The organism is Pseudomonas sp. PMCC200344, assembly GCF_030053095.1.
Taxonomy (GTDB): domain Bacteria; phylum Pseudomonadota; class Gammaproteobacteria; order Pseudomonadales; family Pseudomonadaceae; genus Aquipseudomonas; species Aquipseudomonas svalbardensis.
Genome location: NZ_CP125618.1, coordinates 440,696 through 456,984, shown reverse-complemented (window position 1 = coordinate 456,984; position 16,289 = coordinate 440,696). Strand labels below are relative to the sequence as shown.

Sequence of the window (16,289 nt, the reverse complement as noted above, 5' to 3'; positions counted from 1 at the left end):
GTTCAAGGTATCCACTAGGGTGGATCGAGGTTATCCAGCACCCGGTTCACCGCCAATTCTCCCAGCATGATCGACTGTTGAATCCCCAGCAGTGTGTTGCACTGCGATCCTTCCAGATACCTCGCGAAATCACTCGCCATGACGTTCGCTGATGCCAGGGATTCACAGGCGTATTCCAGCAAAGTTTGGTTGTCGATATCGGGGGCGATGAGGAAGATTTTGCTTGGTTGGCGTGTTTCGGAATCTGTTGATTCGGATGGAGTGACCGGATCGGAATTCGGCGGGTTCGGAGTTGGCTTGAACATTGGGAAGGTCTTCCTGTCAGTAGTGCCGCAACCTGTCTCGCTACTAAACGGAAGGGTGGCAGCTGTGCGCAAGTTAGTAGACCGGACACCGACCCAAATCCGGCGCACCCAAGGGCGCCATGCGCACAGCTACCATCAAATGCAGGTGTATGCCTGACTGAACGACGCTTGTGCATTCGTTTGGGAAGGAAAACCGGGCTACTAAACCCGATCACTGGAAATCAGTGATGCGAACGAAGTTACCGATGGCCCCCAAATCGCACAAGCCGGCGGATTCTGGAGTAGTTGTAGGCAATGCCGCAAGGCGCTGTGGCCCGTTCAAGGTAGTTCGGAAATGTCCTACATCCTTCAGCGAAGCGTCCGCTATGGCATAGGCAACTGCACCTTTTTTGGTGAACCCGCAGTCAATCGCGAGCAGGCTCGCTCCCACAGGGATTTGCGGTGTGAACCGATTTTTGTTCCACCTCCCATCCACTGTGGGAGCGAGCCTGCTCGCGATTGACTGCGAAGCAGTCACGCCTTCAGCGGCTCAACCTTACGCGTCAACAACTCCACAAACGCCTTGGCCATCGGCGATTTCTGATCCTTGCGCTGCGCCAGCCAAACAGCCGACACCGCCTCTGGATCGAGCAACGGCCGATAGACCACCCCTTCGATGCGCATTCGCTGATAAGACGCCGGCAGCACGGATACACCCAGCCCCGCCGCCACTAACCCGATGATCGTCATCGCCTCGCCCGCCTCCTGAGCAAAGTGCGGACTGAAACCGGCATCCCGTGCCAGGCTGAGCAATTGTGCGTACAGACCACTGCCATAACTGCGTGGGAAAAATACGAAGGGTTCGAGGGCCAGAGCTGACAGAAACAAGCCTTCCTCACTATCGGTCACTAACGGATGCTTCGAGCTGAGCACCGCCACCAGCGGCTCACGCATCAGCTCCACCACACTGAGCGAGTCCGGCAACCCAAGCGGCCGCATGATCCCGACTTCAATCGACTCATCCACCAACGCATCGGCCACTTGGGTGCTGCTCATCTCCCGCAGGTTCAGGTGCACCGCCGGGAATCGTTGGCGAAACGAAAAAATCGCCTGAGGGATGGTCGAGTTGAAGGGAGCTGAGGAGGTGAAGCCAATCTTTAGTTCACCCAGCTCACCCAACTGCGCCCGCCGTGCAACATCCGCCGCCTTGTCGACCTGCGCCAACACCAGCCGCGCCTCTTCCAGAAACAGCCGGCCGGCTTCACTGAGCTCGACCCGACGATTGGTGCGCTCGAACAATCGCGCGCCCACCTCCTGCTCCAGCGCCTGAATCTGCTGACTCAGCGGCGGTTGCGAGATGCCCAGTACCTGGGCAGCGCGGCCGAAGTGCAGTTCTTCGGCAACAGCAATGAAGTAGCGCAGGTGACGCAATTCCATGAAAACTCCATTAGGTCGTTAAACCTATCAAACAGGTCGAACAATATATTGGATTGAATCATTAGGCAGCTATATGCTTTTTTCATTGCCTGACCGGCTGCGTCCTCCGAGGTCCGAAGTGAAAACTGCTGTCGCTCCACTTGCCCATGAAGTTCCGCCCGCAGCGGTTGACGATGTTGTCGCCGAACTAAAGGAGATCTATATCGAAAAGGGCACGCCGATGTTCATGCGCACGGTGCTGGCACTATTCTCCGGCGGCTTCGCGACCTTTGCTCTGCTCTATTGCGTGCAGCCGATGATGCCGCTGCTGTCCCATGAGTACTCCATCAATGCGGCCCAGAGCAGCCTGATCCTGTCGGTCGCCACCGGCATGCTCGCCATTGGTCTGCTGATCACCGGCCCCATCTCCGACCGCATCGGGCGTAAACCGGTGATGGTCGCCGCGCTGTTCGCCGCCGCGCTCTGCACAATTGCCAGTTCAATGATGCCAAGCTGGCACGGCGTGCTGGTGATGCGGGCGCTGATAGGGTTGTCATTAAGCGGTCTGGCAGCAGTCGCCATGACTTACTTGAGCGAAGAGATCCACCCGCAACACATCGGCCTGGCCATGGGTTTGTACATCGCCGGCAACGCGATTGGCGGGATGTGCGGACGCTTGATCACTGGCGTGTTGATCGATTTCGTCAGCTGGCACACGGCGATGTTGGTGATCGGCGGCCTGTCCCTGATCGCAGCGGCAGTGTTCTGGAAAATCCTTCCCGAGTCGCGCAACTTCCGCGCCCGCTCTTTGCACCCGCGCAGTTTGATTGACGGCTTCACCATGCACTTTCGCGACGCAGGCCTGCCGCTGCTGTTCCTTGAAGCCTTCGTGCTGATGGGCGCGTTCGTCACCCTCTTCAACTACATCGGCTATCGCCTGCTGGCCGAGCCGTACCACATGGATCAGGCCTTCGTCGGGCTGCTCTCGGTGGTGTACCTGTCGGGTATCTACAGCTCAGCGAAAATCGGCGCCCTGGCCGACCAACTCGGCCGTCGCAAAGTGCTGTGGGCAACCATCGTGCTGATGATCGCCGGCCTCGCCCTGACCATGCTCACGCCGCTGCCGGTGGTGATCATTGGCATGCTGATCTTCACCTTCGGCTTCTTCGGCGCCCATTCGGTGGCGAGTAGCTGGATTGGGCGTCGTGCGATCAAAGCCAAGGGGCAAGCGTCTTCGCTCTATCTGTTCAGCTATTACGCCGGGTCGAGCATCGCCGGGACGGCGGGCGGGGTGTTCTGGCACATGGGCGGGTGGAACGGGATCGGGTTGTTCATTGGCGGGTTGCTGGTGATTGCGCTGCTGGTGGCGTTGAAGCTGGCGAAGTTGCCACCGTTAGAGAATGTGAAGGCCTGAATTCGCTCCACCACAAACAACTGTGGGAGCGAGCCTGCTCGCGAAGAGGCCGGCACATCCAACAGAGACGTTGGCTGACAGACCGCCTTCGCGAGCAGGCTCGCTCCCACAGAGAAGTCGGGTGTTGGTTAGTCCGTCACATCACTCGTGATACTGCGCCGACAGTTCATGCACCGCGCGCAGGAAGGCGCCAGCGTGTTCCGGGTCGACTTCAGGCGTGATGCCATGGCCGAGGTTGAACACGTGGCCGCTGCCTTTGCCGTAGCTGGCGAGGATGCGGCCGACTTCGGTGCGAATGGCTTCTGGCTTGGCGTACAGCACAGTTGGGTCCATGTTGCCTTGCAGCGCGACTTTGCTGCCAACACGCTGACGGGCTTCGCCAATGTCGCAGGTCCAGTCCAGGCCGAGTGCATCAGCGCCAGCATCGGCAATGCTTTCTAGCCACAGGCCGCCGTTCTTGGTGAACAGAATGACCGGCACCTTGCGGCCTTCATGTTCGCGGATCAGACCTCTGACGATTTTGCGCATGTAGGCCAGGGAGAATTCCTGGTACGCCGCCGCCGAGAGGCTGCCGCCCCAACTATCGAAGATCTGCACCGCTTGCGCCCCGGCCATGATCTGGCCGTTGAGGTAGCTGGTGACCGTCTGCGCGAGTTTGTCCAGCAGCAGGTGCAAGGCTTGCGGGTTGTCGTAGAGCATGGTTTTGGTCTTGCGGTAGTCTTTCGACGAGCCGCCTTCGACCATGTAGGTGGCCAGGGTCCATGGGCTGCCGGCGAAGCCGATCAGCGGCACGCGGCCGTTCAGTTCGCGGCGGATGGTGCTGACCGCATCCATGACGTAGCCGAGGTCTTTGTGCGGATCAGGAATCGGCAGGGCTTCGATGTCAGCCAGGGTGCTGATGACTTTCTTGAAGCGCGGACCTTCACCGGTTTCGAAGTACAGGCCTTGGCCCATAGCGTCCGGGATGGTCAGGATGTCGGAGAACAGGATCGCCGCGTCCAGTTGTGGGTAGCGGTCGAGCGGCTGCATCGTGACTTCGCAAGCGAACTCCGGGTTCATGCACAGGCTCATGAAGTCGCCGGCCTTGGCACGGCTGGCGCGGTATTCCGGCAGGTAGCGACCGGCCTGACGCATCATCCAGACAGGCGTGACGTCTACGGGTTGCTTGAGCAGGGCGCGAAGGAAACGGTCGTTCTTCAGGGCAGTCATGTCGGCATCCGGAAAAAAAGTGCGGGCATTTTCTCAGAGCGCGAGGCAAAAGGCACGGCAAGAGCCGTGCCTTTTGTCTATCGGGTCAATTTGTCGCAATGGAATACCGTTCTTGGTAACACCCTGAAACCAATGTGGGAACGAGCCTGCTCGCGATGAGGGCTTCACATTCAACATCTCTGCTGACTGATCTACCGCTATCGCGAGCAGGCTCGCTCCCACAGGTTTTTCCGTCGTTTGGTTAAACGCCCAGGTAATCCAGGATCCCTTCGGCGGCATTGCGGCCTTCGAAGATCGCCGTTACCACCAAGTCAGAACCGCGAACCATGTCGCCACCGGCGAAGATTTTCGGGTTGCTGGTCTGGTGCTTGTACTGACCTTGCTCCGGGGCCACAACGCGGCCCTGGCTGTCGGTCTGGATGCTGTGCTGTTCGAACCACGACGCCGGGCTCGGACGGAAACCGAACGCGATGACCACGGCGTCGGCCGGGATGATCTCTTCGGAACCCGGGATCGGCTCGGGGCTGCGACGGCCACGGGCGTCCGGTTCGCCGAGACGGGTCTCGACCACCTTCACGCCTTCGACGCGGTCTTCACCGACGATCGCGATCGGCTGGCGGTTGTAGAGGAATTTCACGCCTTCTTCCTTGGCGTTCTTCACCTCTTTGCGCGAGCCCGGCATGTTCGCTTCGTCACGACGATAAGCACAGGTCACCGACTTGGCGCCCTGGCGAATCGAAGTGCGGTTGCAGTCCATCGCCGTGTCGCCGCCACCCAGTACCACCACCTTCTTGCCTTTCATGTCGACGAAATCTTCCGGCGACTTTTCAAAGCCCAGGTTGCGGTTGACGTTAGCGATCAGGAAGTCCAGCGCGTCATGCACGCCCGGCAAATCTTCACCGGCAAAGCCGCCCTTCATGTAGGTGTAGGTGCCCATGCCCATGAACACGGCATCGTATTCTTCGAGCAGTTGCTCGACGGTCACGTCCTTGCCCACTTCGGTGTTCAGACGGAACTCGATGCCCATGCCGGTGAAGACTTCGCGGCGATTGCTCAGCACGGTCTTTTCCAGCTTGAACTCGGGGATGCCGAAGGTCAGCAGACCGCCGATTTCCGGGTTCTTGTCGAACACCACCGGGGTCACGCCGCCGCGTACCAGCACGTCGGCACAGCCCAGGCCCGCCGGGCCTGCGCCGATCACCGCAACACGCTTGCCGGTCGGTATGACCTTGGACATGTCCGGGCGCCAGCCCATGGCGAACGCGGTGTCGGTGATGTACTTCTCGACCGAACCGATGGTCACCGCGCCGAAGCCGTCGTTGAGGGTGCAGGCACCCTCGCACAGACGATCCTGCGGGCACACCCGGCCGCACACTTCCGGCAGGGTGTTGGTCTGGTGCGACAGCTCGGCGGCCTGAAGAATGTTGCCCTCGGCCACCAGCTTCAGCCAGTTTGGAATGAAGTTGTGCACCGGGCACTTCCATTCGCAATACGGGTTACCGCAACCCAGGCAGCGGTGGGCCTGATCGGCCGAATGCTGGGGTTTGAAGGGTTCGTAGATCTCCACGAACTCTTTCTTGCGTTGACGCAACAGTTTCTTCTTCGGATCTTTGCGCCCGACATCGATGAACTGGAAGTCGTTATTCAGACGTTCAGCCATTGTTAAAACCTCATCAAACTCTTCAGGCGCATATCACTGCGGGTTGGCACGGGTGCTGGAAAGCAACGATTTCAGGTTGGCAGCCTTGGGCTTGACCAGCCAGAAACGACGCAGATAGTCGTCGAGGTTTTCAGCGAGGTTACGGCCCCACTCGCTGTCGGTTTCCGCGACGTATTCGTTCAGCACGCGTTGCAGGTGGCTGCGATAGGCTTCCATCGTCTCACCGCTGATCCGCTGGATTTCCACCAGTTCATGGTTGACCCGGTCAACAAAAGTGTTGTCCTGGTCGAGCACGTAGGCGAAACCGCCGGTCATGCCTGAGCCGAAGTTGTAACCGGTCTTGCCCAGCACGCAGACGAAACCACCGGTCATGTACTCGCAGCAGTGATCGCCAGTGCCTTCAACCACGGTGTGAGCACCGGAGTTACGCACCGCGAAACGTTCGCCCGCGGTACCGGCCGCGAACAGCTTGCCGCCAGTGGCTCCGTACAGGCAGGTGTTGCCGATGATGGCACTGTCCTGAGTCTTGTAGACGCTGCCCTTCGGCGGAACGATGACCAGTTTGCCGCCGGTCATGCCTTTGCCGACGTAGTCGTTGGCGTCGCCTTCCAGGTACATATTCAGGCCGCCAGCGTTCCACACACCGAAGCTCTGACCGGCCGTCCCTTTGAAGCGGAAGGTGATCGGCGCATTCGCCATGCCTTGGTTGCCGTGTTTGCGAGCGATTTCACCGGAGATCCGCGCGCCGATCGAACGGTCGCAGTTGCAGATATCCAGGGCGAAATCAGCGCCGCTCATGTCGTTGATGGCCGAGGTGGCCATGTCGACCATTTTTTCGGCCAGCAGGCCTTTGTCGAACGGTGGGTTGCGGTCGACCTGGCAGAATTGAGGCTTGTCTGCCGGGATGTGATCGCTGCCCAGCAATGGCGTCAGGTCCAGGTGTTGCTGCTTGGCGGTCTGCCCTTCGAGGATGTCCAGCAGATCGGTACGACCGATCAGCTCTTCGAGGGAGCGCACGCCCAGCTTGGCCAGCCACTCGCGGGTTTCTTCGGCGACGTAGGTGAAGAAATTCACCACCATGTCGACGGTCCCGATGTAGTGATCCTTGCGCAGCTTCTCGTTCTGAGTCGCGACACCGGTGGCGCAGTTGTTCAGGTGGCAGATACGCAGGTATTTGCAGCCCAGCGCGATCATTGGCGCGGTGCCGAAGCCGAAGCTTTCAGCGCCGAGGATGGCAGCCTTGATCACGTCGAGGCCGGTTTTCAGGCCGCCGTCGGTTTGTACCCGCACTTTGCCGCGCAGGTCATTGCCGCGCAGGGTCTGGTGAGTTTCGGCCAGGCCGAGTTCCCACGGAGCGCCCGCGTATTTGATCGAGGTCAGCGGCGATGCACCGGTGCCGCCGTCGTAGCCGGAGATGGTGATCAAGTCCGCGTAGGCCTTGGCCACACCGGCGGCGATGGTGCCGACGCCCGCTTCTGCCACCAGCTTCACCGAGACCAGCGCCTTCGGGTTGACTTGTTTCAGGTCGAAAATCAGCTGCGACAAGTCTTCGATCGAATAGATGTCATGGTGCGGCGGCGGCGAAATCAGGGTCACGCCCGGCACTGCGTAACGCAGCTTGGCGATCAGACCGTTGACCTTGCCACCTGGCAGCTGACCACCTTCGCCGGGCTTGGCGCCCTGAGCGACTTTGATCTGCAGCACTTCAGCGTTGACCAGGTATTCCGGGGTCACACCAAAGCGGCCAGTCGCAACCTGTTTGATTTTCGAGCTCTTGATGGTGCCGTAACGCGCCGGGTCTTCGCCACCTTCGCCGGAGTTGGAACGCGCACCGAGGCGGTTCATGGCTTCGGCCAGGGCTTCGTGAGCTTCCGGCGACAAGGCGCCGAGGGAGATGCCCGCGGAGTCAAAGCGCTTGAGCACCGATTCCAGCGGTTCGATCTCGCTGATGTCCAGCGGCGTGTCCAGGGTTTTGACTTTGAACAGGTCGCGGATCATTGACACCGGACGGTTGTCCACCAGCGCCGTGTACTCCTTGAACTTGCTGTAGTCGCCCTGCTGCACAGCGGCTTGCAGGGTGTTGACCACGTCCGGGTTGTACGCGTGATATTCGCCACCGTGGACGAACTTCAGCAGACCGCCCTGTTGGATCGGCTTGCGCGGGCTCCAGGATTCGGCAGCCAGGGCTTTCTGCTCGGCTTCGATGTCGACGAAACGCGCACCTTTGATGCGGCTCGGAACACCACGGAAGCTCAGGTCGCAGACTTCTTCAGACAGACCGATGGCTTCGAACAGTTGCGCACCGCGGTACGACGTGATGGTCGAGATGCCCATCTTCGACAGAATCTTCAGCAGACCTTTAGTGATGCCTTTGCGGTAGTTCTTGAACACCTCATAGAGGTCGCCCAGCACTTCACCGGTGCGGATCAGGTCGCCCAGCACTTCGTAAGCCAGGAACGGATAGACCGCCGAGGCGCCGAAACCGATCAATACCGCGAAGTGGTGCGGATCGCGAGCGGTGGCGGTTTCCACGAGGATGTTGGAGTCGCAACGCAGGCCTTTTTCGGTCAAACGGTGGTGCACCGCGCCGGTGGCCAGGGAAGCGTGGATCGGCAACTTGCCCGGGGCAATGTGACGGTCACTCAGCACGACCTGGGTACGACCGGAGCGCACAGCTTCTTCCGCCTGATCGGCAACGTTGCGGATCGCCGCTTCGAGACCGACGCTTTCGTCGTAGTTGAGGTCGATGATCGCGCGCTCGAAGCCCGGACGATCGAGGTTCATCAGCGAGCGCCACTTGGCCGGGGAAATGACCGGCGAGCTGAGGATCACGCGCGAGGCGTGTTCCGGCGACTCCTGGAAGATGTTGCGCTCGGCACCGAGGCAGATCTCCAGCGACATGACGATGGCTTCGCGCAGCGGGTCGATCGGCGGGTTGGTGACCTGCGCGAACTGCTGGCGAAAATAGTCGTACGGCGTGCGCACGCGCTGGGACAGCACGGCCATCGGCGTGTCATCGCCCATTGAGCCAACGGCTTCGTAACCTTGCTCGCCGAGCGGACGCAGCACCTGATCACGTTCTTCGAAAGTGACCTGGTACATCTTCATGTACTGCTTGAGCTGGTCGACGTCGTAGAACGCCGAACCGTGGTCGTTGTCTTCCATGGTCGCCTGAATGCGCAGGGCATTCTTGCGCAGCCATTGCTTGTACGGATGACGGGACTTCAAGCGGTTGTCGATCGCATCGGTGTCGAGGATCTGGCCGGTTTCGGTGTCCACGGCGAAGATCTGACCCGGGCCAACGCGGCCCTTGGCGATCACGTCTTCAGGCTGGTAGTTCCAGACACCGATTTCCGAGGCCAGGGTGATGAAACCGTTCTTGGTGGTGACCCAACGCGCGGGACGCAGACCGTTACGGTCGAGCAGGCACACCGCGTAACGACCGTCGGTCATTACCACGCCGGCCGGGCCGTCCCACGGTTCCATGTGCATCGAGTTGTATTCGTAGAACGCACGCAGGTCCGGGTCCATGGTTTCGACGTTCTGCCACGCAGGCGGAATGATCATCCGCACGCCACGGAACAGGTCGATACCACCGGTGACCATCAATTCAAGCATGTTGTCCATGCTCGAGGAGTCGGAACCGACGCGGTTGACCAGCGGGCCGAGTTCTTCCAGGTCCATCAGATCATTGGTGAACTTGGTGCGACGAGCCACGGCCCAGTTGCGGTTGCCGGTGATGGTGTTGATCTCGCCGTTGTGGGCGAGGAAGCGGAACGGCTGAGCCAGCGGCCATTTCGGCAGAGTGTTGGTCGAGAAGCGCTGGTGGAACACGCAAATCGAGGTTTGCAGGCGCTGGTCGCTGAGGTCTGGATAGAAGGCGGTGAGATCCGCCGGCATCATCAGGCCTTTATAAATGATGGTTTTGTGCGAAAAGCTGCAGACGTAGTGATCGGCGTCGGCGGCGTTGGCCACGGACGAGCGACGACGGGAGGTGAACAGTTTGACGGCCATGTCCTGATCGCTCAGGCCTTCACCGCCGATGTACACCTGTTCGATCTGCGGCAGGCGCTCAAGGGCCAGGCGGCCAAGGACGCTGGTGTCGATCGGCACTTTGCGCCAGCCGACGAGGGTCAGGCCAGCAGCGAGGATCTCGCGGTTCATGTTCTCGCGAGCGGCTTCGGCTTTGACCGGGTCCTGGTTGAAGAAGACCATGCCCACGGCATATTGCTTGGGCAGTTCGACGCCGAAGGTTTCCTGGGCGATGGCTCGCAGGAACACATCCGGCTTTTGAATCAGCAGACCGCAACCGTCACCGGTCTTGCCGTCGGCGTTGATCCCACCGCGGTGGGTCATGCAGGTCAGGGCCTCGATGGCCGTTTGCAAAAGGGTATGACTGGGCTCGCCCTGCATATGGGCTATCAGGCCGAAACCGCAGTTATCCTTGAATTCATCTGGTTGGTACAGACCTGCTTTCATAGACACTTTCTCACCAGGCTGCCTCTTGTCGAGGCAAATTTCTTTTCAATTCAACCACTTACCATCCGCGCCGAACGTACGCCGGCTTAGCGGGGGCAAAAGGGTGGTCATTGTACACAGCGACACAGAGGCTCACAAATTTGACGACGAACTGTCGCAAATCTATGTCGCATTTGTGAAAGGTTTAAAGCGATATGCTGTGCTAGTCAAAACTTTTTTAATTTTGACCGCAACGACTCAAAGACTACTGTAACGCAGACACCACAAGGCACGCGGTCTTGAGAGACGGCATGCGCTTGCAGAAATTTTGAGGTGCTTGGAGAGGCGGCCTGGGTAAGGCCGCCGAATCTTCAGCGAGTTGTTGCCAGTTCCTGTTGGACGCTGGCGACAGTGCGAGGCCAAGGTTTACCAGCCTGAACCTTCGCTGGCAAGGCCTTGATGGCAGTAACGGCTGCATCGCGGTTGGCGAAGTTACCGTAAGTGATGACGTAAAGCGGCTTGCCGTTGAGGACTTTCTTGAAATAACGGTACTCGCCGCCCTGCTCCTTGACGAAGGATTGCGCGGCCGCTTCAGAGCTGGTGCCGAGGATCTGCACCACGTAGTTACCCGGCGCCTGCCCTGCGTACCAGGTGCCACCGGCGGCCTTGGCCACGGTGGCTGGTTTCTCGGCAGGTTTGGCGGCAGCGGTGGCGGCGGCTGGTTTGGCTGGCACTGGAGCTGGCTTCACGGCAGGCGCCACCGGGACTGGCTTGGCAGTCGCGACCTGAGTCGGAGCAGGTACAGGCTTGGCGGCAGGTGTCGGTGCCGGGCCAGGCTGGATGCCCGCAGGCGGCGCGGTGGTGGTCACGGTCGGCGGCGTAGCGCTCGAACCTTCGACCGGCACGCCGTCATCGCCTTCGGTGATGCCACCGGCGGCTTCGGCCAACGGACCGCGCATGACCGGCTGCGAGTTGCCGACCAGCGGCAATGGCATCGGTTGCGAGTTACCGGCGAATTCGACGGCAGGCGCGCCGCCGCTGTCAGGTTGTGGCGTGCCCTGGCCGAGCGGCAGTTGCGCCTGTTCGTTGGCAGGTGCGCCAGTGGTCGGTGCTTTGCTGCGACCCGGCATCAACCAGGCGGCGGCTACCGCGACCACGACAACGGCGGAAATCGCCAATACGTGTTTCTTCGGCATGTTGAACCCCATACTTGGACGCTTCACCGCTGAGCGGCTGGCAATCATGGCTTCGATCATTGCATCGCGGGCAACCTGGTTGATGGTGCCAGGCCAACCGTCGGAGCTTTCGTGAATATCAGAGATCTGATCCGCAGTGAAAAGTTCGATACCCCGGCCGGCGCCTTCGAGCCGCTGGTCCAGATATTCGCGGGTTTCTTCTTCGGTGTAAGGCTGCAATTCGATGACGTGGAAACGCTCTTCCTCGAGGCTCAGCGCCTCCAGTTGAGCAATCAGCGACGACTCACCGAACAGGAACACATGCGGGCGACCTTCCGGTGCACCGGCGGCCAGGGCGAGCAAGGCTTCCAGCGCGGACTCGTCGAGTTGCTCGGCGTCATCCACCAGCAAATAGACTTCCTGCCCCGTCAGTGCAAGCTGCACCACTTGAGCCAGAATCGCGCCGATCTCGGGCTGGGCGACGTTCAGCGCCTGAGCCACCTGACGCAGCACGCCGGCCGCATCACCGGCGCCACGGGCGGAAACCACCACGCTCTGCACCGACTGTTTGTTGGTGCTGGCCACCAGGGCCTGACGCAACAGCGTCTTGCCACTGCCTTGCGGGCCGGTGACGACCAGCAGCAACTGACTGTAGCGTGCCAGGTGATGCAGTTGCCCCAGCACCGGTTTGCGCTGGGCCGGGAAGAATTTGAAGCCAGGCACCCGTGGAGAAAAAGGGTCATGACTCAACTGGTAATGGCCGAGGAAAGCCTCGTCGGCGTGCAAACTAGTCATCGGGATCTTATTAACCTTTAAGCTGAGCCAGAGCGCGGTAATCCGCTCCCAGCGTGGCCTGTAAAACCTCTTTCGGATAATCGTCGGTCACCACCGCTTCGCCCATGTGGCGCAGCAGCACCAGGCGCAAACGACCGTCGATCACTTTCTTGTCAATTGCCATGTGTTCGAGAAAATCGGCTTCAGTCATCTCTTCAGGCGGGATAACCGGCAGGCCGGCACGCTGGAACAGACGAATGCCGCGATCGCGCTCTTGTTCGCTGATCCAGCCCAGGCGCGCGGACATTTCCAAGGCCATTACGGTGCCAGCAGCAACCGCCTCACCATGTAGCCAGACACCATAGCCCATGTGGGTTTCGATGGCGTGGCCGAAGGTGTGACCCAGGTTGAGCGTGGCGCGAACACCGGTCTCCCGTTCGTCGGCACCCACCACCGCAGCCTTGGCCGCGCAAGAGCGCTCGATGGCGTAAGTCAGGGCGACCTGGTCCAGGGCGCGCAGGCGATCGACGTTTTCTTCAAGCCAGGTCAGGAACGGCTCGTCGCAGATCAGCCCGTATTTGATGACTTCAGCGAGCCCGGCGGACAGTTCGCGGGCCGGCAGGGTATTGAGGGTGGCGGTATCAATCAGCACCACATTCGGCTGATAGAAAGCGCCGACCATGTTCTTGCCCAGCGGATGGTTGATCCCGGTCTTGCCGCCCACCGATGAGTCGACTTGCGACAGCAACGTGGTCGGGATCTGGATGAAATCGACACCCCGCTGGTAGCAGGCGGCAGCAAAACCGGCCATGTCACCAATCACGCCGCCACCGAGGGCGATGACCGTGGTACGGCGGTCGTGTCGCGCGGTCAGCAGACCGTCGAAAATCAGTTGCAGGGTTTCCCAGGTCTTGAACGCTTCGCCGTCCGGCAGCACCACGGAAACCACCGAGAACTGTGCAAGGCTGCGGGTCAGACGCTCGAGATAGAGCGGCGCAACGGTCTCGTTGGAGATGATCGCCACTTGCCGTCCGCGGATATGCGGGGCCAGCAGCTCAGGCTGATCCAACAAACCTTCGCCAATATGAATCGGGTAGCTGCGCTCGCCTAGATCGACCTTGAGTGTCTGCATGTGTCCCCACAGTGAAGATGGAATCAGGCGTCCTGCCTTGAGTTAACGAATGTCCACGGCGTCTGCTGGTGTGACGCCGTTCGGTAGCCCTCCGCCACAACCTTGAGCGGCCATGACAGGACGCCGAGGATAGCGCATTTCGCGCCGCGCTTTAACGGGGAGGTAGCTGCTGCAAGCGTTCGAGAATATCGAGCACCACCATTCGCGGCGGCCGCTCATCGGTTTCCACCACCAGATCGGCGATTTCCCGATAAAGCGGATCGCGGATCGCCAGCAGATCCCGAAGGGTCTTGGCCGGATCGGCAGTACGCAAGAGGGGTCGATTGCGATCACGGGAAGTGCGGCCCACCTGTTGCTCGACAGACGCATGCAGATAGACCACCCGCCCCCCGGCGTGCAGCGCCCGACGATTGGCCTCGCGCATCACCGCGCCGCCACCGGTCGCCAGCACCACGCCGTCGCACCCGCACAACTCGGCAATCATCGCCTGCTCGCGGTCACGAAAGCCCGGTTCGCCTTCTTTATCAAAAATCCACGGGATATTGGCGCCCGTGCGCAATTCAATTTCCTTATCGGAATCTTTGAATGGCAGGCGCAGCTCTTTGGCCAGCAACCGGCCGATGGTGCTTTTTCCAGCCCCCATCGGTCCAACAAGAATCAAATTTCGCACAGAATCAATGACTCACAGCAATCGCCTGGTTATTCATGATACGCGGAGTGAGAAATACCAGCAGCTCGGATTTTTTCTCCGAAACCACGTCACGCCGGAAAAGGCGGCCAAGATACGGCACATCACCGAGAAATGGCACCTTATCTACAACCTTGCTCTGAGTATTTGAGAAAACCCCGCCAATCACGATGGTCTCGCCGTCGTTGACCAGGACCTTGGCATTGACCTCGTTTTTCTTGATCGGCGGCACATCCTGCACCTTGTTCAGGTAGTCCGGTTCGTCCTTGGTGACCTTGACCTCCATGATGATCCGGTTGTCCGGAGTGATCTGCGGCGTCACCTCCAGAGACAGCGAGGCCTCTTTGAACGACACCGAGGTCGCACCGCTGGAGCTGGCTTCCTGGTAGGGAATCTCCGTGCCCTTGAGGATTTTCGCGGTTTCCTTGTCCGAGGTGACCACCTTGGGCTGCGAGACAATTTCGCCGTTGCCGGTCTTCTCCATGGCCGTCAGCTCGAGATCCAGCAGCACATTGTCGGTGATGAAGGCGATGCCGAGCCCCGAGGTGTTGGCGGCGGTGCCTAGGTCGACGAACGGCGAGTTGGTGCTGGTGCTGCCAGGCGTACCTATGGTCGATGAAGCATTCGCCCCGTTGCTGACACCTGAGGTGTTCCAGTTGCCTTTGTTCTGCAACGAACCGCCCCAGCGCACGCCGAGGCTTTTATCATAGTCGACGTTGGCTTCGACGATGCGCGCCTCGATCATCACCTGACGCACCGGGATATCCAGTTGCGCGACGATACGGCGCAGTTCGTCGAGGCGATCCTGGGTCTGGTAGGCAATGATGTTGTTGGTCCGCTCATCCACCGTGATCGAGCCCCGCTCGTCGACTTTCGCCTCGGCACTGGTCACCGACTGGAACAGCTTGGCGATATCGGCAGCTTTGGCGTAGTTGACCTGCAACAGCTCGCGACGCAAGGGAGCCAGGTCGGCAATCTGCTTCTGCGACTCCAGCTCCTGACGCTCGCGGGCGGAAATCTCATCGGCTGGCGCCACCAGCAAAACGTTACCGATCTTGCGTTTATCCAGGCCCTTGGTTTTCAACACCAGATCCAGCGCCTGATCCCACGGCACGTTCTGCAAACGCAGCGTGATGCCGCCCTGCACCGTGTCGCTGGCCACCAGATTCAGGTTGGTAAAATCGGCGATCAGTTGCAGCACCGAACGCACATCGATGTCTTGGAAATTCAGCGAGAGTTTTTCACCGGTGTAGGCGAAGCGTTCGGTGTTGCGTTTCTGCAAGTCATCGACCGTCATTGGCCGGATGCTGACGGTCAGCTTGTTGTCAGTCTGGTAAGTCGAATAATCGAATGCGCCGCTGGGCTCAATGCTGATCGTGGCCCGATCACCCGTGGCACTGGCGTTGACGAACTGCACCGGCGTGGCGAAATCCTTGACGTCCAGACGGACACGCAACGGCTCAGGCAACTGGGTCTTGGCGAAACCGAGGATGATCCTGCCGTCGCGCTCCTGAATGTCTGGGGCGATGGAGGGATCCGACAGATCGATGACCACATTGCCTTCGCCCTGAGTACCGCGCTGGAAATCCACACCCCGAATGGCCTTGCCTACCGGCGCATAGGCTTTCGCCGGGGCTGGCGTTGCAGTGGCTGCGCGCGGCGTTTTGGGCGCTGGGCTGGAGGCCGTTTTGTTGGCGCCTTGGCCGACCACCACGAACAGAGTATTGCCTTCGACCCGTGCGTTATACGGCGTCAACTGGGTCAGATTGATGATCAGCCGCGTACGGTCCTTGGCTTGCACCACCGTGGCGCTGCGGGCATTTCCGCCGCCCAGGTCACGATTTTTGCTTTTTAGCTGACTAACGACACCAGGCAGATCCAGCGCAATTCGTGCAGGCGATTCGGTGGTGTAACCATGGGGCGGCGGTGGCGGCCCATCGAACGACAACTTCAACTCGATGCGGTCCCCCGGTAGCGCGGCGACATCCAGCGCTTTGAGGTTGGCCGCTAGTACCATCGGCGACAGCAACGCTATCCATAGCGAAATACCGAAGGTTGAGAAAATCCTGTTCATTATTC

10 protein-coding genes are annotated in these 16,289 nt (G+C 60.1%); 1 reads left to right on the top strand and 9 read right to left on the bottom strand.

Features of this window, described 5'->3' with window-relative positions:
* Positions 1–14 precede the first annotated feature (14 nt).
* Positions 15–305 (bottom strand): DUF6124 family protein, encoded by a 291-nt coding sequence (locus QFW87_RS02085; RefSeq protein WP_283182632.1) that lies wholly within the window; start codon positions 303–305, stop codon positions 15–17.
* Positions 306–818: 513 nt separating this feature from the next.
* Positions 819–1,721, bottom strand: coding sequence for a LysR family transcriptional regulator (locus QFW87_RS02080; RefSeq protein WP_283189698.1), 903 nt, complete (start codon positions 1,719–1,721; stop codon positions 819–821).
* Between the two features lie 118 nt (positions 1,722–1,839).
* Between QFW87_RS02080 and QFW87_RS02075 the strand changes: the two genes are divergently transcribed.
* Complete coding sequence (locus QFW87_RS02075; RefSeq protein ID WP_283189697.1) at positions 1,840–3,114, top strand: MFS transporter; 1,275 nt, start codon at positions 1,840–1,842, stop codon at positions 3,112–3,114.
* Between the two features lie 141 nt (positions 3,115–3,255).
* Here the strand turns inward: QFW87_RS02075 and hemE are convergent, their stop codons facing one another.
* The 7 genes from hemE to pilQ form a co-directional block, all read right to left on the bottom strand.
* Positions 3,256–4,323: a uroporphyrinogen decarboxylase gene (gene hemE / locus QFW87_RS02070; RefSeq protein WP_283189696.1), complete on the bottom strand. Its 1,068-nt coding sequence runs from the start codon at positions 4,321–4,323 to the stop codon at positions 3,256–3,258.
* Positions 4,324–4,564: 241 nt separating this feature from the next.
* Entirely contained in the window at positions 4,565–5,983 is a 1,419-nt protein-coding gene (locus QFW87_RS02065) for an FAD-dependent oxidoreductase (protein WP_008149580.1), read from the bottom strand.
* 33 nt (positions 5,984–6,016) lie between these two features.
* Positions 6,017–10,462: a glutamate synthase large subunit gene (gene gltB / locus QFW87_RS02060; RefSeq protein WP_283189695.1), complete on the bottom strand. Its 4,446-nt coding sequence runs from the start codon at positions 10,460–10,462 to the stop codon at positions 6,017–6,019.
* Between the two features lie 350 nt (positions 10,463–10,812).
* Positions 10,813–12,411 (bottom strand): AAA family ATPase, encoded by a 1,599-nt coding sequence (locus tag QFW87_RS02055; RefSeq protein ID WP_283182627.1) that lies wholly within the window; start codon positions 12,409–12,411, stop codon positions 10,813–10,815.
* A gap of 10 nt (positions 12,412–12,421) precedes the next feature.
* Complete coding sequence (aroB, locus tag QFW87_RS02050) at positions 12,422–13,522, bottom strand: 3-dehydroquinate synthase (protein WP_111449365.1); 1,101 nt, start codon at positions 13,520–13,522, stop codon at positions 12,422–12,424.
* 151 nt (positions 13,523–13,673) lie between these two features.
* Entirely contained in the window at positions 13,674–14,192 is a 519-nt protein-coding gene (gene aroK / locus QFW87_RS02045; protein ID WP_010464421.1) for a shikimate kinase AroK, read from the bottom strand.
* A gap of 4 nt (positions 14,193–14,196) precedes the next feature.
* Complete coding sequence (gene pilQ / locus QFW87_RS02040) at positions 14,197–16,284, bottom strand: type IV pilus secretin PilQ (RefSeq protein ID WP_283182626.1); 2,088 nt, start codon at positions 16,282–16,284, stop codon at positions 14,197–14,199.
* Positions 16,285–16,289: the final 5 nt, after the last annotated feature.